23 protein-coding genes are annotated in these 22682 nt (G+C 68.2%); 5 read left to right on the forward strand and 18 right to left on the reverse strand.

The features are described 5' to 3' along the window. Positions 1–147: 147 nt before the first annotated feature. The 9 genes from CCS01_RS32550 to CCS01_RS05125 form a co-directional block, all read right to left on the reverse strand. Positions 148–399, reverse strand: coding sequence for a hypothetical protein (locus CCS01_RS32550; RefSeq protein ID WP_146101567.1), 252 nt, complete (start codon positions 397–399; stop codon positions 148–150). Next, entirely contained in the window at positions 396–650 is a 255-nt protein-coding gene (locus CCS01_RS05090; protein WP_239992004.1) for a nucleotidyltransferase domain-containing protein, read from the reverse strand. Before CCS01_RS05090 ends, CCS01_RS32550 begins: the two co-directional genes overlap by 4 nt. 582 nt (positions 651–1232) lie before the next feature. Beyond that, positions 1233–1727 carry a hypothetical protein gene (locus CCS01_RS05095; protein ID WP_104517748.1) on the reverse strand — a complete coding sequence of 165 codons (495 nt, stop codon included), beginning with the start codon at positions 1725–1727 and terminating at the stop codon, positions 1233–1235. After that, positions 1727–2584: a hypothetical protein gene (locus tag CCS01_RS05100; RefSeq protein ID WP_104517749.1), complete on the reverse strand. Its 858-nt coding sequence runs from the start codon at positions 2582–2584 to the stop codon at positions 1727–1729. Before CCS01_RS05100 ends, CCS01_RS05095 begins: the two co-directional genes overlap by 1 nt. 3 nt (positions 2585–2587) lie before the next feature. Further along, positions 2588–3055: a hypothetical protein gene (locus CCS01_RS05105; protein WP_104517750.1), complete on the reverse strand. Its 468-nt coding sequence runs from the start codon at positions 3053–3055 to the stop codon at positions 2588–2590. 620 nt (positions 3056–3675) lie between these two features. After that, a complete protein-coding gene (locus CCS01_RS05110; RefSeq protein WP_204848143.1) occupies positions 3676–4464 on the reverse strand; it encodes a CDP-diacylglycerol diphosphatase in 789 nt (262 codons plus the stop codon). Between the two features lie 188 nt (positions 4465–4652). Further along, positions 4653–5570, reverse strand: coding sequence for an NAD(P)-dependent oxidoreductase (locus tag CCS01_RS05115; protein ID WP_104517751.1), 918 nt, complete (start codon positions 5568–5570; stop codon positions 4653–4655). A gap of 3 nt (positions 5571–5573) precedes the next feature. Next, the gene (locus CCS01_RS05120; protein ID WP_104517752.1) at positions 5574–5990 is read right to left on the reverse strand and encodes a carboxymuconolactone decarboxylase family protein; all 417 of its coding nucleotides are present in this window, start codon (positions 5988–5990) and stop codon (positions 5574–5576) included. 361 nt (positions 5991–6351) lie between these two features. Continuing rightward, positions 6352–7116, reverse strand: coding sequence for an enoyl-CoA hydratase/isomerase family protein (locus CCS01_RS05125; RefSeq protein WP_104517753.1), 765 nt, complete (start codon positions 7114–7116; stop codon positions 6352–6354). Positions 7117–7414: 298 nt separating this feature from the next. On the opposite strand from CCS01_RS05125, the gene CCS01_RS05130 reads away from it, so the two are divergent. Next, the gene (locus CCS01_RS05130) at positions 7415–8488 is read left to right on the forward strand and encodes a lysine-2,3-aminomutase-like protein (RefSeq protein WP_104517754.1); all 1074 of its coding nucleotides are present in this window, start codon (positions 7415–7417) and stop codon (positions 8486–8488) included. Positions 8489–9495: 1007 nt separating this feature from the next. On the opposite strand, the gene CCS01_RS33495 is transcribed toward CCS01_RS05130, so the two are convergent. Further along, a complete protein-coding gene (locus CCS01_RS33495) occupies positions 9496–9645 on the reverse strand; it encodes a hypothetical protein (RefSeq protein ID WP_158258238.1) in 150 nt (49 codons plus the stop codon). Positions 9646–9936: 291 nt separating this feature from the next. On the opposite strand from CCS01_RS33495, the gene CCS01_RS05140 reads away from it, so the two are divergent. The 3 genes from CCS01_RS05140 (at position 9937) to CCS01_RS05150 (ending at position 12939) form a co-directional block, all read left to right on the forward strand. Beyond that, positions 9937–11013, forward strand: coding sequence for a TrmH family RNA methyltransferase (locus tag CCS01_RS05140; protein WP_104517756.1), 1077 nt, complete (start codon positions 9937–9939; stop codon positions 11011–11013). Continuing rightward, positions 11013–11795, forward strand: coding sequence for a 2-keto-4-pentenoate hydratase (locus CCS01_RS05145; RefSeq protein WP_104517757.1), 783 nt, complete (start codon positions 11013–11015; stop codon positions 11793–11795). Before CCS01_RS05140 ends, CCS01_RS05145 begins: the two co-directional genes overlap by 1 nt. A gap of 79 nt (positions 11796–11874) precedes the next feature. Next, complete coding sequence (locus CCS01_RS05150) at positions 11875–12939, forward strand: glycosyltransferase family 4 protein (RefSeq protein ID WP_104517758.1); 1065 nt, start codon at positions 11875–11877, stop codon at positions 12937–12939. 78 nt (positions 12940–13017) lie between these two features. Here CCS01_RS05150 and CCS01_RS05155 read toward each other — a convergent pair whose 3' ends face one another. The 7 genes from CCS01_RS05155 to CCS01_RS05185 all read right to left on the reverse strand — a co-directional run bounded on the left by CCS01_RS05155 (position 13018) and on the right by CCS01_RS05185 (position 20397). Beyond that, positions 13018–14160, reverse strand: coding sequence for a glycosyltransferase (locus tag CCS01_RS05155; protein ID WP_158258239.1), 1143 nt, complete (start codon positions 14158–14160; stop codon positions 13018–13020). Positions 14161–14425: 265 nt separating this feature from the next. After that, positions 14426–14818: a DUF3293 domain-containing protein gene (locus tag CCS01_RS05160; protein WP_104517760.1), complete on the reverse strand. Its 393-nt coding sequence runs from the start codon at positions 14816–14818 to the stop codon at positions 14426–14428. Next, positions 14819–15961, reverse strand: a complete 1143-nt coding sequence (gene rodA, locus CCS01_RS05165) for a rod shape-determining protein RodA (protein ID WP_104517761.1) — start codon at positions 15959–15961, stop codon at positions 14819–14821. It lies immediately after the preceding gene. Then, positions 15961–17829 (reverse strand): penicillin-binding protein 2, encoded by a 1869-nt coding sequence (gene mrdA, locus CCS01_RS05170; protein ID WP_104517762.1) that lies wholly within the window; start codon positions 17827–17829, stop codon positions 15961–15963. The genes rodA and mrdA overlap by 1 nt, the downstream gene beginning before the upstream one ends. Further along, on the reverse strand, positions 17829–18386 hold the full coding sequence (locus CCS01_RS05175; protein WP_104517763.1) for a hypothetical protein: 558 nt from the start codon (positions 18384–18386) through the stop codon (positions 17829–17831). The genes mrdA and CCS01_RS05175 overlap by 1 nt, the downstream gene beginning before the upstream one ends. Position 18387: 1 nt before the next feature. Further along, positions 18388–19248 carry a rod shape-determining protein MreC gene (gene mreC, locus CCS01_RS05180; protein ID WP_104517767.1) on the reverse strand — a complete coding sequence of 287 codons (861 nt, stop codon included), beginning with the start codon at positions 19246–19248 and terminating at the stop codon, positions 18388–18390. Between the two features lie 105 nt (positions 19249–19353). Then, positions 19354–20397, reverse strand: a complete 1044-nt coding sequence (locus CCS01_RS05185) for a rod shape-determining protein (RefSeq protein ID WP_104517764.1) — start codon at positions 20395–20397, stop codon at positions 19354–19356. 183 nt (positions 20398–20580) lie between these two features. On the opposite strand from CCS01_RS05185, the gene CCS01_RS05190 reads away from it, so the two are divergent. After that, complete coding sequence (locus tag CCS01_RS05190; protein WP_104517765.1) at positions 20581–20787, forward strand: YMGG-like glycine zipper-containing protein; 207 nt, start codon at positions 20581–20583, stop codon at positions 20785–20787. A 119-nt stretch (positions 20788–20906) separates the two neighbouring features. On the opposite strand, the gene CCS01_RS05195 is transcribed toward CCS01_RS05190, so the two are convergent. Beyond that, positions 20907–21485 (reverse strand): biotin transporter BioY, encoded by a 579-nt coding sequence (locus tag CCS01_RS05195; RefSeq protein ID WP_104517768.1) that lies wholly within the window; start codon positions 21483–21485, stop codon positions 20907–20909. Positions 21486–22682 lie beyond the last annotated feature (1197 nt).

Genomic DNA, 22682 nt, shown 5'->3' on the forward strand with positions numbered 1-22682 from the left:
TAATGCGGTGCGTCCGGTCCCGAGTCGCCAGCAGGGTCCGGTCTCCGTGGCGCTTCGTGTGCCCTTCGTCTTCTCCGTGTTGAAAATCAAGGAAGAATGGGCAGGCACGGACGGTTCCAGGCGAAGCTGTGACCACCCGCCACGGCTTCAGCCCGCCACGGCCGCTGGTGTTATTCGTCGGCCGGCAGGATGACGATCTGGGCGGCAAAGCGTTTTCCGGTTGCGATGGCCGCCGCTGTGGGTCTTGGGCGTCCTTCCGGTCTTCTCGAAGATGAGGGCTTGCGCGGCGTGAAAGACTGTGCGTCCAGCCGCTTCATGCAGGTGAATGCCGAGGATTGCCTCGGCTTCCGCAAGCAGCGTATGCGCTTTGTCAAGGTAGCTGGCGGTTTCCGGCTTCACAGTGCGATGCCGTCCTGCCGGATGTGGTGCATCTGGGGCGTTCGTTCCTGCCACGCGTCCGCGGGATACGGAATGGCGTCGAAGAACGCGCCGGTTTCGTCAATGATATCGACACGCAACGGTGCCAGCCGGTCGAATTCCGCCCACCGGTCGGAGAGTGACCGGAGGAAGACAGCGACATCGTAGTCGGAATCCGGACGTGCGTCGCCGCGCGCGCGAGCCGAAGACCACCCGGTCGAGCCGGTCACCATACATTGCTTCCAGCGTTTGCCGGAAGCGGTCGAGCACGGGATCATCGTGTCGTGTCGCTGACATGCTGTCTCCTGACGATCGTATAGCACAGGCGATGCGCGGTTGGGCGAAAGCAGCGCATGCGCCGTCGCGGCCGCAGGTCGCCCCAATTCTTCTCTGCGGGCTCTGCGCTCCGCTCGGCGATCTCTGCGTTTAAAAATGCGGTGCCGCAACGAAGAGCGGCGTTGCCGATCAGTCGCTCAACCTGCCACGCCGGTGGCGCCCCGACCACCGCGATTCAACGCAGAGCCCGCAGAGTGGAGCGCAGAGCCCGCAGAGAAGGGATTCGGGCAGCCTGCGGCCGCGATGGCTGTGCGTTGATCATCGTGCCTGGTTTATCATGGCCAAGATAATGAGGGCCGGATCTGTAGCGCCGGTGCGGCCTGCGCCGGCTACGACGAAGGCACGCCACTGCGTTGTCTCAACCTACCTGCGGCTTGCTGTCGCACCGTCTCGAGTGGATGTCCTGCATCAGGGGCGTGCGCTTCTGCCGGGACGTGCCGGCACCGCACAGGGCGGCGCGACCACGTTGTCGGGACACATCAGCGTTTCCGGGACGACGGCGGCGTGACCCAGACGCTACAGACGCGGCCGCCGTCCTGGTCCCGGCACGCCATGCCGGCGATGTCGGTCCGGGGCCGCCACCAGTCGGCCATCAGCCAGCCAACGGCGATCAGCGCCACGGCAGTAACGACCGCACCCGCGACCGCGGCGCGCTGCAGCCGCAGGGCACGCATCGACAGGACGAGGTCCATCTGCTGCACCGCCCGGCGCACCGTTTCATCGAGGTCGGCCTTGGCGACCGGCAAGCGGACTTGCTGGATTTCCTGCTTGGTCTCCTCCACGGCCGCGGCCAGCGACGCCTTGATGTCGTCGCGCATCAGCCGCTGCGCATGGATGCCGGCCACCGTCGCCCGCAGGTAGGCGCCGATGGGATCGTCGTGGTAATCCGCTTCCTTGATCCGCAGGTCCAGCTCGGCAATCGCCGCGTCGATCTCGGCCGCGGGGTCTGGCGGCGTCGCCGGCCGGGCCGGCACTACTCGGGAATCCACGTCGTGATCGGCGCCATTTCCTCATCCATGCGCCGCAGCCAGCTGCGGATCGAGGAGGCGGTGAACGGGCCGACCTTGGTTTCCGCGTCGTGGTAGCGCCAGGCGTGACCGTCGCACAGCCGGGCCGCGTCCGGGGTCAGCAGCGGCATCCAGAGCTGCACGGCGCCACGCTGTAGCGTCGCCTGGACGGTCGGATGAGCCAGCACCTGCTCGAACCGTGCCCGGCGCCCGTGCACCTCGTTGCAGATGATCGCCGTCGCGGCCGGCTTGAAGCCCTCGGCTTCGGTGACCGCGAGCGGGACGAGGTCATGCGGCTCAGGGCCAATCACGTGGACCGCAACCGGCTCGACGCCGCCCTTGGACAGGACGCCGGTGAGGTCCGGCACCTCGGCCAGCAGCGCCGACAGCAGGGTGTTGCCGCCGCCGAGGTCGATGATGGCGTTCAGCTTGTCTTCCATGGTGGCCTGCAGCAGGTCGCGCAGCCAGTCCTTCGCGTCGTCCGCACTCGAGGTGGGCGGTTCGGCGATGCCGTCGAAGAAGACGCGCAGGCTGCGGTTGCTGGGATCCGCCGCGGCGATGATCGCGGCGCCGCCACGCAGGTCCATCGTCTCGGCGACCCAGCGGGCCAGGGTGGTCTTGCCGATGCGGCCGCGCCCGATCAGGAACCAGACCTTGCGCTTGCCCGACAGGTCGAGGGCAGGCGGCAGGGGTGCCGGGGCCGGGACGGCGTTGCCGTCCACCGCCGGCAGCGGCAGGGTTGCCGCCGGCAGCGGGTTCCGCTTGTCGGCCGGCCGGAATGGGATGACGGATGACGTCCGCTTCGTCGGCGGCTTTTGCGCCATGGGTTATGCCCCCTCGGGTGATTGTTTGAATCTGGCTGTCTGGAAGGTGTAGCGCGGCCGGGACGCGGCCCGCACGGATTGCGGGAACCCGGTTGGCGGCACTGGCAGGCCGTTGGCTTGTGGGCCGCCCGGCGGGCTGGCTTGTGGGTGGCCCGGTTGGCTGGGCGGTTCGGCATCCTGCGACGGCGGCTGGATGGTTTCGGCGGGCTCGGCTGGCGGCTTCGACGCCTCCTTGTCCTGCCGGACCCGTTCGAACGTCTTGCGCACGACATCGGCGTTCAGCGGCTTGGTCTCGTCCCGGCCTTTGACGCCGAGATCGGACAGGACAGCGGTGAACTTTGCCCAGTCGACGCGGTAGCGGCGATATTCGGGCAGCTCATCATAATGGTCCCACAGCCAGGTATAGAGGCTGGTGCGACCCCGGCTGCCGAACGCCTCCGCGATCCGCTTGGTGGATTGAGTCCGCTTCATGGGCCGAAACTAGCCAGGGGGTACAGGACGGTCAACGACCTCGGAACGGAAATTTCCAGGACGGCTATCGCTTCCTGGTCGTCTGGATTGCGGCGGGCAGCGGTCCTGAAGCGGACATTAAACGGACACTATGGAGGATGGAGCCGGCTGTTTGATGAGTGGCGGCGCTGGCCAGCCGGCGGCGCCAGCACCGAGATGGCGGAAAATCGCAGCGGCCGCCGTTCCCGTCATGGCCGGGCGTGTCCCTACGGGATGTACACATCTCGGAAACGGTCCGCCGCTGCGTTTCCCTTTCGTCATGGCCCGGCTTGTCCGGGCCACCTGTCGCGGCACAAGTGCTGGAATAGGTGGCCCGGACAAGCCGGGCCATGACGATGGGGGAACGCTCTTGGCGCCCAGGCAAGCACTTGATTTTACGGTCATTTCCGACTCGTTTCCAGGATGTGTGCATTGCGTAGGGCGTGTCCCGGCCATCTGCGCTTCGACGGTGGGGGTAGATGGCCGGGACACGCCCGGCCATGACGGTGAGGCAACGGACCGGCGCCCAATCCTTCTCCAACCGTCGCCCTATCCTGATACGCATGGGGACACACCCGGCCATGACGGAAGAAGCGCCAGCCTTACTCCTTCCTGGCGAAGGCGCAGCTGTGGTCCTGCAACTGCACGCCGGATGCCCGGTCACCGGCCAGGAGACTGGCATGGTCGGTCAGCAGGACAAATCCCCGGCTACCGTCCGGGAACGTCATGCCGACGACGACCAGGGTGTATTTCCCCATGTCGTTCCGGGCATCATCAACCTGGTTCGCCAGCACCTTGAACGGATCCTCGCCCAGCAGCGTGTCCTGGTTGACGCGGAGCGCCAGGTAGTGATGCCCGGCCAGCGCCACCGGGAAGGGCATCCAGATCACGCCGATCTTGTTGAGGTTCGCATGCAGCGCGTCCCGCACCTCCGGCCGCACGCAGTCGATGTGGATATGGAACTGGTTCTGCGTCCGGCCATAGGCCGAGTTGATGACAAGCGAAACATCATCCCGCGGCAGCGTGGTGTGCAGGCGCTGGTCGAGCAGCGAACGCGCCTGCCATGCCGCCTGCCAGTAGTTCACCGCGTCGGGCGCCAGGATCGCCGGGTCCTCGATGCCGCTGATGTGCGTTGTCGGGATCAGCAGGTACTGGGCGACGCCGTTGATGTCCTTCAGCAGCGCATAGCCCTTCCGCACGCCGCCGGACAGGTCGACCTTGGCGCACGGCGCCGGGTTGTGCGCCGACTCCTCGTGCGGCACGCACTGGCCGTGGACGATGTTCCACAACGCGGACGGATCGGCCTGCACCGCGGCGGGAGCAAACAACAGCCCGGCCAGGGCGAGCCACAGGCAGGTTGCGACGAGCCGGCGGCGTTTCTTCATCGTCATGGCAGGCGCAGGGCCGCCGTCCAGGCCTTTTGCCGATTTCAGCACCGCCAGGCGTGGATGGCGGGCCTGCGCCTGCCATGACGAGGGGGCAACGCCTGCGCGTCCCAACCGACCCGCGGCCTGCCCCAGCAACCTCCACGCATGCATCAGTGACAACGACGTACGCATCAGCAACATCCACCCACGCATCAGTCGGCTTCCAGTTCCGATCCCGCCAGGAGTTCGCACAGCTTCGCCATCTCGGTATGATCGGCGTCCGGGCCGAACCTTGACTGGGCAGAAACGATCATCTCGTTCACCAGCGCCGACAGCGGCGCCGCCGTGCCGGTTTCCCGCCCGACCTGCAGCGCAATCGACAGGTCCTTCGCCAGCAGCCCCATGGTGAACCCGGCGTTGAACTTGCGCGACAGGACGAACTGCCTGAACTTCTTCTGCGTCGAATTGTTCATCCCGGTCGCCGCGTTCAATACGTCCGTCATGACGCCCGGGTCCAGCCCGAAGCGCTGGCCGATCAGCAGCGCCTCGATGCCGATCAGGAATCCGCCGGTGCTGACGAGGTTGTTCAGCGCCTTCATCGCCTGCCCGGAGCCCACCGCACCGGTCCGCAGCACCGACGAGCCCATCGCCGACAGCACCGGCACCGCCTTGTCGATCGTCGCGGCATCACCGCCGGCCATGATGGCGAGCTCGCCGGTCTTCGCCCGCGGCACGCCGCCGGACACCGGCGCGTCGATCAGGGCGCCGCCCAGCGCCGCCACCTGCTCCGCCAGACGCTGCGTCACCGACGGCACGCCGGAGCTCATTTCGATGATGATGGCGCCGGGCTTCATGCCGGCGAAGATATTGTCGTCGCCCTCGGCCAGAACCCGTTGCACGATCGTGCTGGTCGGCAGCATGGTGATGACGACGTCCGACGCCTCGGCAAGCTGCCGCAGGCTGTCGGGCGCCGCGCCGCCGACCTGCTGCACGAAATTGTTCGCCACCTCCCGGCGTGAGTCGTTCACCAGGACGTTGAAGCCCGCCTTCACCAGGCAGGCAGCCATCGGCCAGCCCATGTTGCCGACGCCGACGAAGCCGACGCTGCTGAACCCGCCACTCTGGGCCATGCGCTACGATCCCTTCGCGGCGTCGACTTCCTTGAACACCTCGGTGGCGATTTTGAATGCCTCCAGGCAGGCGGGAATACCGCAGTATGCGCCAACCTGCATCAGGATTTCCTTGATTTCATCGCGGGTCACGCCGTTGGTGAGTGCCGCCTTCAGGTGCAGGCGCAGCTCGGCGCCGCGGTTCAGGGCCGAGAGCATGGTCAGGTTGATCATGCTGCGGGTCTTGCGGTCGATCCCCGGGCGGGTCCAGCACATGCCCCAGGCGATCTCGGTGGTCATCTGCTGGAAGGCGGCGTTGAAATCGTCGGCGCGGGCCAGTGAGCTGTCCACGTAGTCGCGGCCCAGCACCTCGCGGCGGACTTCGAGGCCCTTTTTGAACAGCTCGCTTTGGTATTCGGGACGGTTTGGGACATCGACCATGGTGCGTCTCCTGCCTGTATGGGCCGAAGGCTAGGCGCGAGGCAGCGGGCGGGCAAGCGGGCGGGGTCAGCGCGTCATGGCGGAGCGAGGTCTTCGCCCCCTCGTCATGGCCGGGCGCCAGTCCCGGCCATCCGCGCTGCGACGGTTGGGGGGCGGATGGCCGGGGCACGCCCTATGCATATCAGAATCGGGCGTCGGGCGGAGCAAGGTCGTCTCCCTATCGTCATGGCCGGGCGGCAGTCCCGGCCATCTGCGCTGCGACGGTGGGGGGTGGATGGCCGGGACACGCCCGGCCATGACGGTGACATGACGGTTTCGGCGCCCGCCTTCCTGGGTCCGCCTTGTCCTGGGCCGCTACGCCTCAGCGCCCGGTCCAGTTCGGCTGGCGCTTGGTCAGGAACGCGTCCATGCCCTCCCTGAAATCCTGGCTGGTGTAGGCGAGGCGGATCAGGTCCTCGTCCGGCGGCAGGCTGTCGCGCATCCGGCGCAGCGCCTCCTTCGTCACCCGCATGGTCAGCGGCGCGTGGCCAGCCACCAACCGCGCCAGTTCCAGCGCCCGCCCCTCAAGCGCCGGCCGATCGGCCAGGACTTCGGTGACCAGGCCGGCGGACAGCGCCTCGGTGGCGGAGAACAGGCGGGCGGTGAAGATCATCTCGATCACCCGGGCGGGGCCAATCAGCGCCGACAGCCGGGCGAGGTTGGCCATCGACAGGCAGTTGCCCAGGGTGCGCGCGATCGGGAAGCCAAACCGGGCGTCGGCGGCGGCGATGCGCAGATCGCAGGCGGCGGCGATCGCGGCCCCGCCGCCGGTGCAGGCGCCGGCGACGGCGGCGATGGTGGGCACCGGGCAGCGCTCGATGCTGCCGACGACGCGGTCGATGCGCGCCTCGTAGGCCAGGGCGTCCTCGCCGGTGCGGAATGCGCGGAACTGGTTGATGTCGGTGCCGGCGGCGAAAGCCTTGTCGCCGGCGCCCGTCAGGATCAGCGCGCGGACCTCGCCCGGCGCGGCGGCGATCTCCGCGAGACGCTCGTACATCGGGAAGGTCAGGGCGTTGCGCGCCTGCGGGCGGTTGAAGGTGACGTGACCGATGCCGTCGCGAATGTCGTAGAGCAGTTCCTCGGTCATTGGGACGCGTCCTCTGCGGTTCAGCCGCAGGTAAGGCCGTTGCCGACGGGCGCGCAAGGCGGCCTCGGGCATCGCCGGGGCGGCAGGTCCCTGTGGCCGGCGGTCTGTGGCCGGCGGTCCCGCACGGGCCACGCCGGGATCGTCCCCTGCCCCGCCGGACGGCAACCCCGCTTGTGGCTTTATCGGCGGGCAGACACTACCTGAAGACGGTTGCGGCAATGGGGCCGGATAGGGCAGAGGCCACCGACCGCGCCAGGCAGGTGCGGGAGACGGCGCCTCCGGCCGGGTCGAAGGGTGAATGAAACCAGTACACGCTGCTGACGACGAGGCCGCAGGACCGGGCGTTCCCGCCCGGGAAAGCGGCGTTCCGCGGACCACCCTGACGCTGCGCAGCGCGCGGGCGCTGGCGGCGGCCGGGCTGCTGCCGCCCGCCGCCCTGTCCGGCGCCGCGGCGACCGAGGCGCGCTATGCCGTCGCCATCTCGCCCGCGATGCGCGCCCTGATCACCGCGCCAGACGATCCCATCGGCCGGCAGTTCATTCCCGACCCGGCGGAACTGGTCGTCGCGCCGCACGAAAGCGCCGATCCGATCGCTGACGACGCTCTGTCGCCGGTGAAAGGCGTCGTACACCGGTATGCCGACCGGGCGCTGCTGAAGCCGCTGCTGGTCTGCCCGGTGTATTGCCGCTTCTGCTTCCGCCGCGAGCATGTCGGCCCGGATGGCGGCGTGCTGAGCGAGGCGGATCTGCAGGCGGCCTATGCCTGGTTCCTCGCGCATCCCGCGGTCACCGAGGTGATCCTGACCGGCGGCGACCCGCTGATGCTGTCGCCGCGGCGCCTCGGGGACATCATCGCAACGCTGTCGGCGATGCCGCACATCCAGACCATCCGGATCCACTCCCGCGTGCCGGTGGCCGCGCCGGAGCGCCTGACGGAGGATCTGGCGGCGGCGATGGAGACCGACCGGTCGCTCTGGCTGGTGGTGCACGCGAACCACGCGCGGGAGTTCACCAAGGCGGCGAGCGCGGCCTTGCGCCGGGTGCGGGCGCTGGGGGTCCCGGTGCTGGGCCAGTCGGTGCTGTTGCGCGGCGTTAATGACACGGCGGAGGCGCTGGAGGCGTTGTTCCGGGCGATGATCGCCAACCGGGTGAAGCCCTATTACTTGCATCAACTCGATGCCGCGCCCGGAACCGCGCGGTTCCATGTGCCGATCCAGGAAGGGCGGGCGTTGCTGGAGTCGTTGCGCGGCCGGGTGACGGGCCTGGCGTGGCCGACCTATGTGCTGGATATCCCGGGAGGGCGAGGCAAGGTGCCGATTGGCCCGGAGTATCTGCAGGACGACGGGACGGTGCGGGCGCCCCATACGCGCTGAAGCCGTGGCACGTGCGATGACGTGATTGCCCCGGGCGTCTTGAGTCGGGGGTTTCCTGGGCCGGCACGGCTGCGGTCCGGGGTGGTAGTACCTTGCTGGCGAGGACAGCGTGGTTGATGGCGTATTTTTGTTCGCACAGAGATGGACTGAGGGCTGGGGGGGGCCACAGGGGATCAGGGGGACGACGCACGGACGGGTGCGGTTGCTGCTGGTTTGGCAGGCCGGTTCCGAGGTCCGGCCAGGCGGCGATGCCTACCGCGTTTCGTTTTTTTTCGTCGTGACTTGGCGTGTTCTGGCCATGACGGAGAGGTAATGGCCTCTCGCCGATTTTCGGTCATTGCGACGCCGGCGCGCCGGCCGGCTAACCCCGTGGTTACATTTGCGGACGTGCCGGCCGCACGCGCGCCAGCGGTTGCGCACGGTCAATCGGACCGCCGGCATAGCCGCTCCACGGCGTCGGCGCCCCAATCACCAGCCGCCTTCGAAAGAGGAATTCAGTTAAACAAGCTATCAGTCTTTCTCCGTAATATAGATCTGCCTCATTATCCTGGCCGCAAAAGACAAGTCACGATGATCAACGCACGGCCATCGCGGCCGCAGGCCATGCGAATCCCTTCTCTGCGCGCTCTGCGCCATACTCTGCGATCTCTGCGTTTTACAAAATGCGGCGCCGCAACAAAAACCGGCGGTGCCGGTGCACCGCCCAACCACGGCTGCCGGAGCCGGGAGGGCACCAGACCAAATCGCGACCGTACCAGGAAGAGACGAGGCACTGGCCAGTTTCATAACATAATGAACTGAAGTGATACCTCCCAGCCGACAATGACTCCCCGGTATCGTGCCGCGCCGGTTTGCAGCCCGTGCGCCATCAGGCCGGCGCAAAACCCCTGCCGGCAACGACACCCTGCCGCCGATACCCACGCGGCACGGCCTCGACAGCAAGCCGGACGACGGCCACCACGTATGCTCGCATGCCGAGCGGCCGCCACCCGGGCGGCGGCAAATCCTTACGCCAACGGGTCGTTCGGCCCGCCGACGCCGGACGTGTTGCCGCCGGTCTCCTGGTTCTTCTTGACCGAAAGCCAGTTCCAGCCCAGAAATCCAAGCACAAGCCCAAAAGTAACGAGCGCCAGCGTGAAAATCGGAGACGTTGACATGAATGCTCCCGGATTGACAGTGTCCGGCTATAGCTCGCGATCTGCTGGCGGGTTTTCCTGCTAACGCGCGTGTGAAGACCTGGCCCGCCCGGCACGATCGACGGCCGGGCGGTCACGCGCCATCCGCCAACACCGGGCACCGCAGGCGCGTTCGTCACTGTCCACACATCACTGTCCACACATCACTGTCCACACATCGGCCTTTCCCGACGCAGGCCACGCCGCCCGCCAGGACACCGGCCACGACACCCGCCTGTGCAGGAAAGAATGCGCGGGCTATAGAAGACGCGCATGAAACCTCCCCATGGCAACCGCCCCGGCGGCTCGTCCCATCCGCCGTCCGACCGAGGCCCCTATCGCGGCCCCGGTGGACCGTCGTCACGTCCATCCGGCGGACCGGGCCACGGCCAGGGCGGCGGTCCCCGCGGCAATGGGCCTGGCAACTTCGGGCAGCATGCGCACCAGAAGCCGCGCCCCCATGGCAGCGCCCCCCACGGCGGTTCCCATGGCGGTTCCCATGGCGGTTCCCATGCCGGTTCCCAGGGCGCCCCCCATGGCAGCCCCCCGCGTGACGGCGGCTTCAAGCCGCACCGCGACGAGCGCGGCAGCCGCCCGTTCCAGCCGCGCGAGCAGGGCGGCCCCCGTCAGGCCGAGGCGCCAAAAGGCGCCGTCTGGCTGTATGGCCACCACGCCGTCGCCGCCGCCCTCGCCAACCCGGCCCGCCGCCTCCGCCGCCTGCTGCTGACCGAGGAAGCCGAGGCAGCCATCGGCAAGCAGTTGCCGCCGCCCTGGGCGATCGCGCCCGAGCGGGTGGAGCGCGCCCGGCTCGACCAGTTGCTGGGACGCGACGTGGTGCACCAGGGCGCCGCGCTGCTGGCCGATGTGCTGGCGCCGCCCAGCCTGCACGCGGCGCTGGAAAAGCCGGGCGTGATCGTGGTGCTCGACCAGGTGACCGATCCGCGCAACGTCGGCGCCATCATGCGCTCGGCCGCGGCCTTCGGCGCCGCGGCCGTCATCACCCAGGACCGCAACGCGCCAGAGGAGACCGGCGCCCTGGCCAAGGCCGCCTCGGGCGCGCTGGAGACCCTGCCGCTGCTGCGTGCGGTCAACATCGCGCGCACCCTGATCGCGCTGAAGGCGGCGAATGTCTGGTGCATCGGCCTAGACGCCGCCGGCCCGCCCCTCTCCGGCCCCGCCTTCGCCGATCGGCGGGTGGCGCTGGTGCTGGGGGCCGAGGGCGAGGGACTGCGGCGCCTGACCCGGGAAACCTGCGACGAGGTCGCCGGGCTGACGATCAAGGGCGCGGTGGAAAGCCTGAACGTCTCCGCCGCCGCCTCGGTCGCGCTGTATGAGCTGACGCGGCGCTGATGGCGTTCGATCCCGCCCCCGCCGCCGCCGCGCTGCGCCGCATCCGGCAGGAGCGGGCCATCGTCTCCGGACTGCCCGCCGGCATCGCGCCGCGTACCGAGGCGGAAGGCGCGGCGGTGCAGTTGGCCCTGGCCCGCCTCGCCGGCGCCATCCCACCCTGCGGCTTCAAGATCGGCGCCACCGGCAGCCGGATGCAGGCCTACCTGGGCGTCAACGAGCCGATTGCGGGGTTCATGCGCGCGGCGGATGTCCACCAGGGACGGGCGGACCTGCGGTTCGCCGACTTCGTGCGGCCCGGCGCCGAATGCGAGGTCGCGGTGCGCCTGGCCACGGACCTGCCGCCGGGCCCCTGCTCCCTGGACCAGGCGTTGGCCGCGGTGGGGGACTTCGTCGCCGCCATCGAGATCGTCGAGAACCGCTACGGCGATCTCGCGCAGGTCGGGATGCCGACGCTGGTGGCGGACCAGATGTACCATGCCGCCGCGGTCGTCGGGGACCAGGGCGAGGTTGACTGGCGGCGGCTGGACATCGCCGCGCTGGGCGGCCGGATCAGCCTGGACGACGGCAGCGGCGACCAGGGGATAACGACCGACCTGCTCGGGCATCCGCTGAACGGCTTGGCCTGGCTGGCGGGATCGTCCGTCGCGGCGGCGTTCGGCGGGCTGAAGGCGGGTCAGGTGGTGATGCTGGGCAGCGTGACGCCGCCGGTGTGGCTGACCGGGCCGGCGATTGTGACTGTTGAATTTCCGCCACTGCCGGCCGTGACGCTCAGGCTGGCATAGAGCCAACCGCTGTCCGCGGATGGCCGAAACAGCCCGAAGCCGATAGGACGGTCAGCCTGCCACTGCGCCGGATCGCTGCATGCTTCTCTCCACCCTCGCCCTGGCCCGCCACCTGGGCTTCGCCGCCCTGCTGATGCTGCTGTCAGCCGGGATCGTCCGCCTGATGATCGCCGTGCGGGTGATGGACACGCCGGAGGCGCGCAAGGCGCACGTTCATCCGACTCCGAAAGGTGGCGGCGTCGGCATCGTCGTCAGCTTCCTCGTCGGCATCGCCGTGCTGTATCGCTTCGCGGAGTTCGCGCGGCTGGCGGATCCCTACTTCCGCGGCGTGATCGAGGCGTCCGTGGCCATCGCCGTGGTCGCCTTCCTCGATGACCTGTTCGACTGGCCGTTCACCGTCAAGCTCGGCACGCAGTTGCTGGCGGCGCTGGTCGCCGTCGGCAGCGGGCTCTACGTGGCCGACTTCCACTTCCCGACCTATATCGGCCTGCTGCCCGAGCCCTGGCCGGGACTGGCGCTGACCTTGCTGTGGATCCTGTTCGCCACCAACGCGATGAACTTCATCGACGGCCTGAACGGACTGGCCAGCGGCGTGGCGCTGATCGCCTGCCTGTTCATCGTGGTCATCGCCGAGCAGCACGGCGGCTGGTTCGCCTATGCCGCCGCCGGGCTGCTGGCGGCGGGGCTGGCCGGCTTCCTGCCGTTCAACTTCCCCAAGGCGCGCATCTTCATGGGCGACGTCGGCAGCCAGTTCTGCGGCTTCATGCTGGCAGTGCTGGCAGTGGCCGCCAGCCGCTTCGACGGGGTGGAACTGTCGTTCCTGCTGGTGCCGATGCTGCTGTCGGGCGTGCTGTTCGACGTCGGCTTCACCCTGGTCCGCCGCCTGCTGGCCGGCGAGTCGATTACCCAGCCGCATCGCGGGCACCTGTATCAGGTCGCGCAGCGCTCCGGCCTGCCGGCCACCGCGGTGACCCTGGTGCACTGGGGTTTTGCCGTGTTCGGCGGCCTGTGCTGCCTGGTGTTCATCGCGGTGCCGACGAACGTCAAGCCGCTGGTGCCGCTGGCGACCATGCTGCCGCAAATCGCCTGGGTCTGGCGGGTCGCCCACCTGGCACGCCAGGCCGGCGTGCGGCGGTGGGGCTGAAGGCCGTTCCCCCGAACGGCGCGGTAGCACGGCAAATAACAGTCTGAATGATACCACCCGGCTTTCGTGGCGGCGCCGTCACTCGACCGTTCCGGAGGCGACTTCATCAACCCGAGGCCGCGGCGCGGTCGTGTCAGGCCGGTGGCGCTCCACGGGGCTTTGCGCCAGGCTCTGGAACAGCCGCCAGTAGGCATCGGCACAGGCCTGATAGCTGAAGGCCGCGGCGCGCGCGCGCAATGCCTCCTTCGGCCAGCGATCGGCCTCCTGAAAGATCCGGCTGAATGCCGGCGCCAGGGCTTCCGGATCCTGCATCGGCACCAGGATGCCGTAGCGTCCCTGCCCCAGGATATCACTCGGCCCATAGGGACAATCGGTCGATATGACAGGCGTGCCACATCCCATGGCCTCGACCAGGACGTTGCCGAAGCCTTCGGACCGCGAGGAGAGCACGAACGCATCCGCCGCCCGCATGTACGGCAGCGGATTCCGCACGAAGCCGGCGAAATCGACGTGCTCCGCAATGCCCAGCGATGCCGTCAGCGCCTGCAGTTCATCGAGCATCGGACCCGTGCCCAGGATGATCAGGCGAGCCGGGTGCGCCTGCAGATGCAGCGCGAAGGCCCGCAGCATGGTGCGCTGGTCCTTCATTTCCACCAACCGGCCGGCGGTGACGAACACCGGACGATCCCTGCCCGCCAGCCAGGGATGCTGCACCGGCTCATCCGCCAGGGCGGCGAAATCGTCGCCAATGACGGCGTTGCAGATCGTGCTGACCTTCGTCGCCGGCAGCCTGGCCTGGTTGACGAGTTCGTCGGCAATGCCCTCGGACACCGCCACCGCATGGTCGATGTAGCGCGAGAGCGCGGCGTAGAACCACGGCACGACCCGGTGCTTCCAGTTCACCGTCGCGTGGTAGCCGGAAGACAGCGGGTTGTGCTGGCAGATCACCAGCCTGGTCGCGCTGCCGGCCAGGGCATGCGCCATCGATGCTGCAATGTTGTTGTGGTCGACGTTGGCCATGAACACGCCAGGCCGCCTGTCCAGCAGGTAGCGCCGCAGCCGCAGGACGTCCTGCAGCGTGCGCCTGCCATCCAGGTTCACGACCGGAACCCCTTGTGGCAGCAGCGGTATGAGTTCCCCGCGCGCCTGGTGTACGACGATGGTGACGTCGATGCCGCGTTCGATCAGTTCCCGCGCCAGGACCAGGCACTGGCGTTCCACGCCGCCAGGAGAAAAGTCATGAAAATAGATTGCAACCGATAGCTGGCCGGCAACAGCCTGACTGGAACGCCGCGCGGGCTGAATTTGGTCCGTGACATCCGAATCGACTGCTTTCACGCGGCCTCCAACTGAAAACCATTGTCTGGTTCTGGCAAATCCTCGCCGCAACAGTAAACCCACGTTGACATCAACATGTCGCGCATGTCAATGAAATTGTTTAGAAAAGGAGATTAATCTGGCGATCTGATCACGCCAAACCAATTAACTAAGTGAAAACCAGCAACGCTGGTTGCCCGCGCCGAAGCATCACGATGCCGTGCTGACGAAATCGCCGTGCCAGGACCGTCGCGCAGGGACGCGGCGCCAGGATCACCAGATGGGCTTCACGCCAGCGCCGCCACTGCCCGCTGGCGGGCAGCACCGGCCAGCGGCGTGCCGCCAGCAAAAGCCGCTGCTGCATCCGCCGGTTCCAGCCCGGCGGCATCGGGCGGGAGTAAGGATTATAAGCCGTAATGAAGGCGGCCTCCCGCCGGTTCCACGATCGAAGCAGCCGATCCATCCCAGCCGATCGGCGACCGATACGAAGTGTGATGCCGGAGACCGTGTATTCCGTCCTGTGATACGCGCGTCGCAGCCCAGGCGTCATGCGCGGACGCATCTAGCGGTCGTCCCGCGTGTCCCCGAACTCCACGTCGCGATGCACGTGGACCGACATGAGAATCCCGAAGCCGACCATCACTGTCAGCATCGCCGAGCCGCCGTGCGAAACCAGCGGCAGCGGCACGCCGCCGACCGGAATCACGCCCATCACCATGGCGATGTTGACGAAGACATAAAAGAAGAAGTTGCAGGCGATGCCCAGCGCCACCAGCCTGCCAAACTGATTCCGGCATCGCAACGCAATCAGCATGCCGCCCAGGACGATCAGCGCCAGCAGGCCAATCACCGCGAGCGCGCCGACGAAGCCGAATTCCTCGCCAATGATGGTGAAAATGAAGTCGGTCTGCTTCTCAGGCAGGAAGTCCAGGTGAGCCTGGGTGCCTTGCAGGAATCCCTGCCCCCACATCCCGCCCGAGCCGAGCGCGATCTTCGACTGGATGATGTTGTAGCCCGCCCCCAGCGGATCGCTTTCCGGATGCAGGAAGGTGTCGATACGGGCGCGTTGATAGTCGTGCAGATGGCTGTACGCGATCGGCGCCAGCAGCGGGATCGGCAGCAGCACCAGGGCGAATTTCCACCACCGCACCCCGGCGGCGAAGAAGATCGCGCCACCGATCATGGCGGTGATCGTCGCGGTGCCGAGATTCGGTTCCTTCAGGATCAGGCCGACGGGAACCAGCGTGGCGAGCGCCGGCGGAATCAGGAACAGCGGATTGCCCATCCGCTCCCAGGAAGCGCGATGGAACCACGAGGCCAGCGCCAGGATCAGCGCCAGCTTCATCATCTCGGACGGCTGTAGCTGCAGCCCGCCCAGATCGAGCCAGCGCTGCGCCCCCTTGCCGACATGGCCCATGCGCAGCACCAGCCCCAGCAGGACGACGCAGCCGAACCAGGCCGGCCACGCAAGCTTGGCGATAATGCGGATGTCGACCAGGCCGATCGCCAGCGCGATCACCAGCCCGAAGGCGAAGCGCAGCGCGTGGCGGGTCGCATACGGCTCGGCCGAGCCGCCGCCGGCGCTGTACAGCGCGGTGTAGCCGACGCCGGCCAGGCAGCACAGCAGCAGGACATAGATCCAGTTGATCTGCAGGATCTTGCCCATCAGGTCGAACGACGGCTCCCGCCACAGGCGACGATCCATTACGTGTGCGTCTCCGCGATCTGTGGCGCCGACGGCGGCTCGGTCCGGTTGGACGGGTCGCGCCGCAGCGTCTCCGTCATGACGTCGCGCGCCACCGGCGCCGCCGCGGCGGCGCCGGCGTTGCCGTGCTCGATCACCACCGCCACGGCATAGCGCGGCGCGTCATAGGGCGCATAGGCGACGAACAGCGCGTGCGGGCGATATTCCCAGGGCAGCTTCTCGCTGTCGAAATGACCGCTCTCGCGCAGTTCGCGCGACACGCGGCGCACCTGGGCCGAGCCGGTCTTGCCCGCCAGTTGCACGTTCGGGTCGGCCAGGCGGGCCTGCGGCGCGGTGCCGCCGGGCTCGTTGACCACCGCCCACATGCCCACGCGCACGTCGTGCAGCAGCTTCTCCGGCAGGCCCAGGATCGGCCAGTCATCGGCTTCCGCGCCCGGCTGCAGGATGCCCGACAGCTTGCGGGTCAGGTGCGGCTGCACGATGCGTCCGCTGGCGATGCGCGAGACATAGGTCGCAAGCTGCAACGGCGTCACCTGGATGTAGCCCTGGCCGATGCCGCTGACGATGGTGTCGCCGATGTTCCAGGCATGGCCTTTGCTCTCCCGCCACTCCCGCGTCGGGATCAGCCCGGCGCGCTGGCCCGGCAGGTCGAGGTCCAGCTCCACCCCCAGCCCGAACCGGTTGGCCATGGCGGCGATACGGTCGATGCCGGTGCGCCGCGCAACCTCATAGAAATACACGTCGCAACTGTTCTTGATACCGCCGTGCAGGTCGAGCAGGCCGTGCCCGCCCTTGCGCCAGCAGTGGAAGCGCGTGTCGCCCAGGTCCAGGTAGCCGGGGCAGTTGATGCGGTCGCTCGGGGAGATGGCGCCCGACTCGAGGCCGGCCAGCGCCACCGCCATCTTGAAGGTCGAGCCCGGGGCATACAGCCCGGACGTCGCCTTGTTGATCAGCGGCGTGCGGCGGTCCTTGGTCCATTCCAGCCATTGCGCCTGCGACACGCCGGAGTTGAACAGCGACGGATCGAACGACGGGTTGGTCGCCATCGCCAGCACCTCGCCGTTGCGGCAGTCCATCACCACGGCGCTGGCGCTTTCGTCGCCGAGCCGTTGCAGCACCGCCTGCTGCAGGCCGGCGTCGATGGTCAGCCCGACTTCCTCGCCGGGCACGCCGTCCTGGCGGTCCAGCTCGCGGATCACCCGGCCGACGGCGTTGACTTCCAACTGCACCGACCCGGCCCGGCCGCGCAGCGCGAGATCATGGTATTTCTCCATCCCGGCCCGGCCGAGCCGCAGCCCCGGCAGGCCGAGCATCGGGTCGTCTGCCACGTCGGCCTCGTTCGGCGGGGCGACGTAGCCGACGACATGGGCCAACTTGTCACTGAACGGGTACTGCCGGGTGGTGCCGGCATCGACGACGATGCCCGGCAGGTCGGGCGCGTTCACCTCGATCTTCGCCATCTCGTCCCAGGTCAGGAACTCGCGGACCGTGACGGGAATGAAGCGGCGGCGGTGATGCAGCTCGCGGTCGATGCGGGTGCGTTCGTACTCGCTCAGCGGCAGCAGCGCCGAGAACGCGTCCAGTGTCGCCTGGACGTTGTTGGCCTGCTCGGCGATCAGCACGGCGCGCCAGTTGGTGCTGTTGCCGGCGACGACGATGCCGAACCGGTCCAGGATGCGCCCGCGCGGCGGCGCGATCATCCGGGCGCTGATGCGGTTCTCCTCGGCCAGGGTGGTGTAGCGCGCGCCGTCCTCCACCTGCACCTGGTACAGCCGGGTCGCCAGGGTTCCCAGCACCGCCACCTGCCCGCCCATCAGCAGCAGGGCGCGGCGGGTGAAGATGCCGCTGCGTTGCCGCTCGCGCCGCATCAGGCCCGCTCCGGATTGGCCACCGAGCGCAGCGCCGCGGCGAACGGCACCGCCAGCACCGGGTAGATCGCGACGCTCAGGATGGCCATGAAGACCATCGGGTCCGGCGACAGCAGCCGGAAGTTCAGCAGCATTATCAGCAGCCACATCAGCAGCGAGGCGGCGCAGGCGACCAGGGCGAACAGGCTCCAGATCCAGGCGAAGCCGCGCGGCGCCAGCCGCCACCGGCGCAGCGATGCCGCGACGCCGTGCACGCACAGCAGTGTGAACACGCCGACGCCCAGCGGCAGGTAGCCCAGCAGGTCGAGCAGCAGGCCGACGACGAACACCACCGGCGGCGGGAAGCTGGCCGGCCGGTACAGCGACCAGAACCAGACCGCCCCCAGCGTCACCGCCGGCAGCAGTGTCGGCTGGTCCGCCAGGCCCAGCGGCGCCTCGGTCAGCAGCATCAGCAGGATGGTGATGCAGGCCGGGAAGCTGGCCCGCGCCGCGATGTCCAGCCGCCGGCCGAGACTGGGCCGGGGCCGGATGCCGGGGCGGCGGTCGATGAAGGCCATCTCAGCGATGGCCAGGGGTCGGATTCGCGGCAGGCTCGGGCGGCGTGACGCCGTTCAGGCCGAAGTCGAAGATGCGCACGATCTCCAGCTTCTGCAGCCGCGCCGCCGGTTCGACCTCCGGCGTGCCGTTGCTGGTGTAGTGCACCGTGCCGACCGGCAGGTTGGCGGGGAAGGCGTTGGCCTCGGCGCTGGTGACGACCCGCTCGCCTTCCTGCGGCATCACGCCCTCCGGCCAGTACACCAGCCGCGGGCGGGGGTTGTTGGTGCCGATCAGAATGGCATGGGCGCGGGAGGTTTCCAGCGTCACCGGGATGCGGCTGTTCAGGTCGGTCAGCAGCAGCACGCGCGCGGTGCGGGTGCCGACTTCGGTGACGCGGCCAACCAGGCCACGCTCGTCCACCGCGATTTCGCCCTTGCGGATGTTGTGGTTCGGGCCGACCGACAGCAGCACCGCCTTGGCATAGACACCGCCGGCGTCGGCCACCACCCGGGCAGTGACGAACGAGCCCTGGGGATCGGGAATCCAGCGCAGGCTGGCCTTCAGCCGCTGGTTTTCCGCGTCCAGCGCCAGGGCAACGGACTGCCAGCGGCGCAGCTTTTCGTTCTCCGCGCGCAGGCGGGCGTTTTCCTCGCGCATGTCCCAGAGGTTGACCGCCTCGGTGGCGGCGCCGTGCAGGCGTCCGAGCGGACCGGCCAGCACGGCGTAGATCGGCGCCAGGCTGTCAGCCAGGGCGATTCGCGCCCGCTCGGCCAACACGGCGTCGGCCTTGCCGAGCAGCATCAGACCGAACGAAGCGATAATGAGAACCGGCAAGGTCAGCCGCGCCAGAGCCTGGCGAGCCTGGATCGAGAGGCGGATCATGGGCACCTTCAGCCACAGGAGCGCTTCAACGGCACCATTGCGCATAGGCCGACCGGGTATCGCGGCCGGGAAACGCGCTCGGGTTCCACGGCCGGGACAGGGGGTTCAATACATGCTGGTCAGCACGTTGCTCAGGCGCTTCCTTTCTTCTAGCGCACGTCCGGTGCCCAATGCCACACATTGCAATGGATTTTCAGCAATAACCACGGCCAGGCCGGTGGCCTCGCGCAGCACCTGGTCCAGCCGGTAGAGCAGCGCGCCGCCGCCGGTCATGACGATGCCCTTGTCGACGATGTCGGCAGCCAGTTCGGGCGGGGTGTTCTCCAGCGCGACCTTCACCGCCTCGACGATGGCCGAAACCGGCTCGGACAGGCTTTCGGCGACCTGGCGCTGGCTGACCAGCACTTCCTTCGGCACGCCGTTCATCATGTCGCGGCCGCGGACTTCCCGGTACGGGCCGTCGTCGCCGGTGTCGATCCAGGCGGCGGCGCCGATGTCCATCTTGATGCGCTCGGACGACGACTCGCCGATCAGCAGGTTATGGTTGCGGCGGATGTAGCTGATGATGGCCTCGTCCATCTTGTCGCCGCCGACCCGCACGCTGCGCGAATAGACGATGCCGCCGAGCGAGATCACCGCCACCTCGGTGGTGCCGCCGCCGATGTCGACGACCATGGAGCCGGACGGCTCGGTCACCGGCAGCCCGGCGCCGATGGCGGCGGCCATCGGTTCCTCGATCAGCTGGACCCGGCGGGCGCCGGCGCTTTCGGCGCTCTCCTGGATGGCGCGGCGCTCCACGGCGGTGGAACCGGACGGGACGCAGATGATGATGTGGGGAGACGCGAAGCGGCGGCGGTTGTGCACCTTGCGGATGAAGTGCTTGATCATCTCCTCGGCGACTTCGAAGTCGGCGATGACGCCGTCGCGCAAGGGGCGGCTGGCCGTGATGTAGCCGGGCGTGCGGCCAAGCATCATCTTGGCCTCCTCGCCGACGGCGACGACCTGCTTCTTGCCGCGGACGTCGGCGATGGCGACGACGCTGGGCTCCGCCAGGACGATGCCACGGCCCTTGACGTAAACCAGCGTGTTGGCGGTGCCAAGATCAATGGCCATGTCGGCTGACATAAAGCCGAGCATGCGAGCGAACATCAGAACAGCCTTTGTGGTGATGACGGGGGAATAGCCGGAAGGCGGTGGGCTTAGCGTTCACGTGTGGCATTCACAAGCACTTGTTGACAAACGCTTGATCGGGTGCCGCGAAAACGCCGGATTTCCGTCGCGTTTCAGGACAGTTCAGCCACGAGGATCAGCAGGATCAAAAGGGAGGACCGTATGCGAATAGCATCATTTGTCATTCTTCTGGCGATCGGCCTGGGTCTGGCTGGCTGTGGCGAGACCTATGGCACCCGGGCGGTGACCGGCGGCGCCCTGGGCGCGGGCGTGGGGGCCGGCGTAGGGGCGCTGACGGGTGGGAAGCCCGCCACCGGGGCCGCCATCGGCGCCGGCGCAGGGGCGCTGGGCGGCGTGCTGACCAAGTAGCGCCCTGCCCGGCGGATTCAAACAGCGGTCTGCGCGGCGAGTTTGGGCCGTTGCCCTCTCGTCGATGGGGCGGCGGTGTTGCGGCGCCGCCCTTCCCTGCGTCCAGGGGGGCGGCAGGCTCAGCCCCGGATAAAGGGCGCGACCGCCTGGCCGGCGGCGGCGCCGAGCAGGGACTTGACCACCGAGCCGAGGACGAACGGCATCACGCCCAGGGCCAGCGCTTGCGGCGCGCCGACGAAGAAGGCCAGCCAGGCGGCGCCCATCGCCAGGATCAGGACGTGGCCGAGTCCATAGACCAGGAACGGCCGCACGAGTCCCCGCCGCCAGCCCGACTCGGCCAACCGGCCGGCCAGCCAGGCGGCCGGAACGAAGCTGATCAGGTAGCCTCCGGTGGGCCCGGCAAGGTGGGCCAGCGAACCGGTGAAATTGGCGAACATGGGCAGGCCCGACGCGCCCTCGGCCAGATAGAGCAGCACCGAAGCGGCGCCGAGGCGCGAGCCCAGCGCCATGCCGACGGCCAGCACCGCCAGCGACTGCATGGTGGTCGGCACCGGGAAGCCCGGCACCGCGATCTGCGCCGAGGCGGCGAGAACAAGGCTGCCCGCCAGAACGGCCAGGCCGCGCGCGGTGCGGGATGACAGGCGGGCTGCTCCGCCCTGCGGAACCCGGGGCGGAGAGGAGAGCAACGTTGCGGCCATGGCGGTCATCCCTTTTGCAGTGGAAATCGTTCTCTACCCGCGGCGGCCGCATCGCGCCACCCTGGCGGCCACCGGAAGGAGCCGCCGGAAGGGGTGCTGGAAGGGACCGCCGGAGGGGGCGCCGCGCCGCATAGGCGCCAACTCAGGCGGACGGGACGCGACGCACTATCGCGTCGTCATGGCGGCTACCCGGGACAAGCCCGGGCACAGGCTCCGGGCCGCCATCCACGCCTTACGGTGCTGGTATCGGCAAAAGGCATGGATGGTGGGCCTTCGCCCACCATGACGGGGTAGCAACGGCCGTGCCCCTGGCCGCCAAAATTACAGCAGACCGCAGGTCGGTTGGGACGCACAGGTGGCCTGTCCACATCGTCATGGCCCGGACAAGCCGGGCCATGACGATGGGGGAACGCTCTCGGAGCCCAGGCAAGCACTTGATTTTACGGTCATTTCCGACTCGTTTCAGAAATCTGTGCATCCCGTAGGGACGAGCCGGGCTATGACGATGCGGGTGCGCCGTCGCCCTGTCCCAACCGACCTGCGGTCTGCTGTAGCGCGTATGGCGCAGCGCCGGGCGGCGACTTGTGCCCCGGTATCTTGGCGTCTTGGCGTCTTGGCGTTGAACAGGAACGGCGCAACCGCACCGGGCGGTGACGGGTGCGCCTGGCGGGTGGTTCGTGCGATGGATGGCACCGATGAAACGCCGAGACGCCAAGACGCCAAGTTCATGGCCCGCCATCCGCCGCCTGCCGCGATCAAGGCCATGACAGGCAGCCGAGCCTGCCCGGGCCGTCGCAATGCCGGAACGTCCCTGGCCATCAGGCACGCGTCACAATGTGCAGTTGCTTCCGAGATGTGGGCATCCAGCAGGCCACCCGCCGGAATGATATTTAATTACTATTTCATGATTATTTCGAATCATGCCATAAACCACGGGTTTCGGGCCGATTCGCCGGCGGTCACCAGCGGTTTGCACGTCGCCCAGCATCCTCCTCGCATTCCCGGCAAACAGTGCAAATATGCGATTTTCACACAGGTAAATATCCCCCGGCAGAGCCGGGGGCTTTATAGTGTTGGCCGCTCAAAGCGGCCGGGCGGGTCGCTGACGCGGCCCGTTGAGTGTGAGCCGCTCAAAGCGGCAAGCGGGACCGCTAACGCGGTCCCGGGTTCAGTTGGCCACTAAAGTGGCCGGTTCAG

It is taken from the genome of Rhodopila globiformis, from assembly GCF_002937115.1.
Taxonomy (GTDB): Bacteria; Pseudomonadota; Alphaproteobacteria; order Acetobacterales; family Acetobacteraceae; genus Rhodopila; species Rhodopila globiformis.

Excerpts from the sequence above, each read along its gene's own strand:
- CCS01_RS05100 (WP_104517749.1), bottom strand. The coding sequence starts at position 2,584 with ATGGCGCAAAAGCCGCCGACGAAGCGGACGTCATCCGTCATCCCATTC.
- CCS01_RS05175 (WP_104517763.1), bottom strand. The coding sequence starts at position 18,386 with ATGGCCTTCATCGACCGCCGCCCCGGCATCCGGCCCCGGCCCAGTCTC.
- CCS01_RS05130 (WP_104517754.1), top strand. The coding sequence starts at position 7,415 with ATGAAACCAGTACACGCTGCTGACGACGAGGCCGCAGGACCGGGCGTT.
- CCS01_RS05120 (WP_104517752.1), bottom strand. The coding sequence starts at position 5,990 with ATGGTCGATGTCCCAAACCGTCCCGAATACCAAAGCGAGCTGTTCAAA.
- mrdA (WP_104517762.1), bottom strand. The coding sequence starts at position 17,829 with ATGCGGCGCGAGCGGCAACGCAGCGGCATCTTCACCCGCCGCGCCCTG.
- CCS01_RS05150 (WP_104517758.1), top strand. The coding sequence starts at position 11,875 with ATGCTTCTCTCCACCCTCGCCCTGGCCCGCCACCTGGGCTTCGCCGCC.
- mreC (WP_104517767.1), bottom strand. The coding sequence starts at position 19,248 with ATGATCCGCCTCTCGATCCAGGCTCGCCAGGCTCTGGCGCGGCTGACC.
- CCS01_RS05195 (WP_104517768.1), bottom strand. The coding sequence starts at position 21,485 with ATGGCCGCAACGTTGCTCTCCTCTCCGCCCCGGGTTCCGCAGGGCGGA.
- CCS01_RS33495 (WP_158258238.1), bottom strand. The coding sequence starts at position 9,645 with ATGTCAACGTCTCCGATTTTCACGCTGGCGCTCGTTACTTTTGGGCTT.
- CCS01_RS05185 (WP_104517764.1), bottom strand. The coding sequence starts at position 20,397 with ATGTTCGCTCGCATGCTCGGCTTTATGTCAGCCGACATGGCCATTGAT.
- CCS01_RS05140 (WP_104517756.1), top strand. The coding sequence starts at position 9,937 with ATGAAACCTCCCCATGGCAACCGCCCCGGCGGCTCGTCCCATCCGCCG.
- CCS01_RS05190 (WP_104517765.1), top strand. The coding sequence starts at position 20,581 with ATGCGAATAGCATCATTTGTCATTCTTCTGGCGATCGGCCTGGGTCTG.
- CCS01_RS05090 (WP_239992004.1), bottom strand. The coding sequence starts at position 650 with ATGGTGACCGGCTCGACCGGGTGGTCTTCGGCTCGCGCGCGCGGCGAC.
- CCS01_RS05105 (WP_104517750.1), bottom strand. The coding sequence starts at position 3,055 with ATGAAGCGGACTCAATCCACCAAGCGGATCGCGGAGGCGTTCGGCAGC.
- rodA (WP_104517761.1), bottom strand. The coding sequence starts at position 15,961 with ATGGATCGTCGCCTGTGGCGGGAGCCGTCGTTCGACCTGATGGGCAAG.
- CCS01_RS05160 (WP_104517760.1), bottom strand. The coding sequence starts at position 14,818 with ATGCGTCCGCGCATGACGCCTGGGCTGCGACGCGCGTATCACAGGACG.
- CCS01_RS05115 (WP_104517751.1), bottom strand. The coding sequence starts at position 5,570 with ATGGCCCAGAGTGGCGGGTTCAGCAGCGTCGGCTTCGTCGGCGTCGGC.
- CCS01_RS05145 (WP_104517757.1), top strand. The coding sequence starts at position 11,013 with ATGGCGTTCGATCCCGCCCCCGCCGCCGCCGCGCTGCGCCGCATCCGG.
- CCS01_RS05125 (WP_104517753.1), bottom strand. The coding sequence starts at position 7,116 with ATGACCGAGGAACTGCTCTACGACATTCGCGACGGCATCGGTCACGTC.
- CCS01_RS05110 (WP_204848143.1), bottom strand. The coding sequence starts at position 4,464 with ATGACGATGAAGAAACGCCGCCGGCTCGTCGCAACCTGCCTGTGGCTC.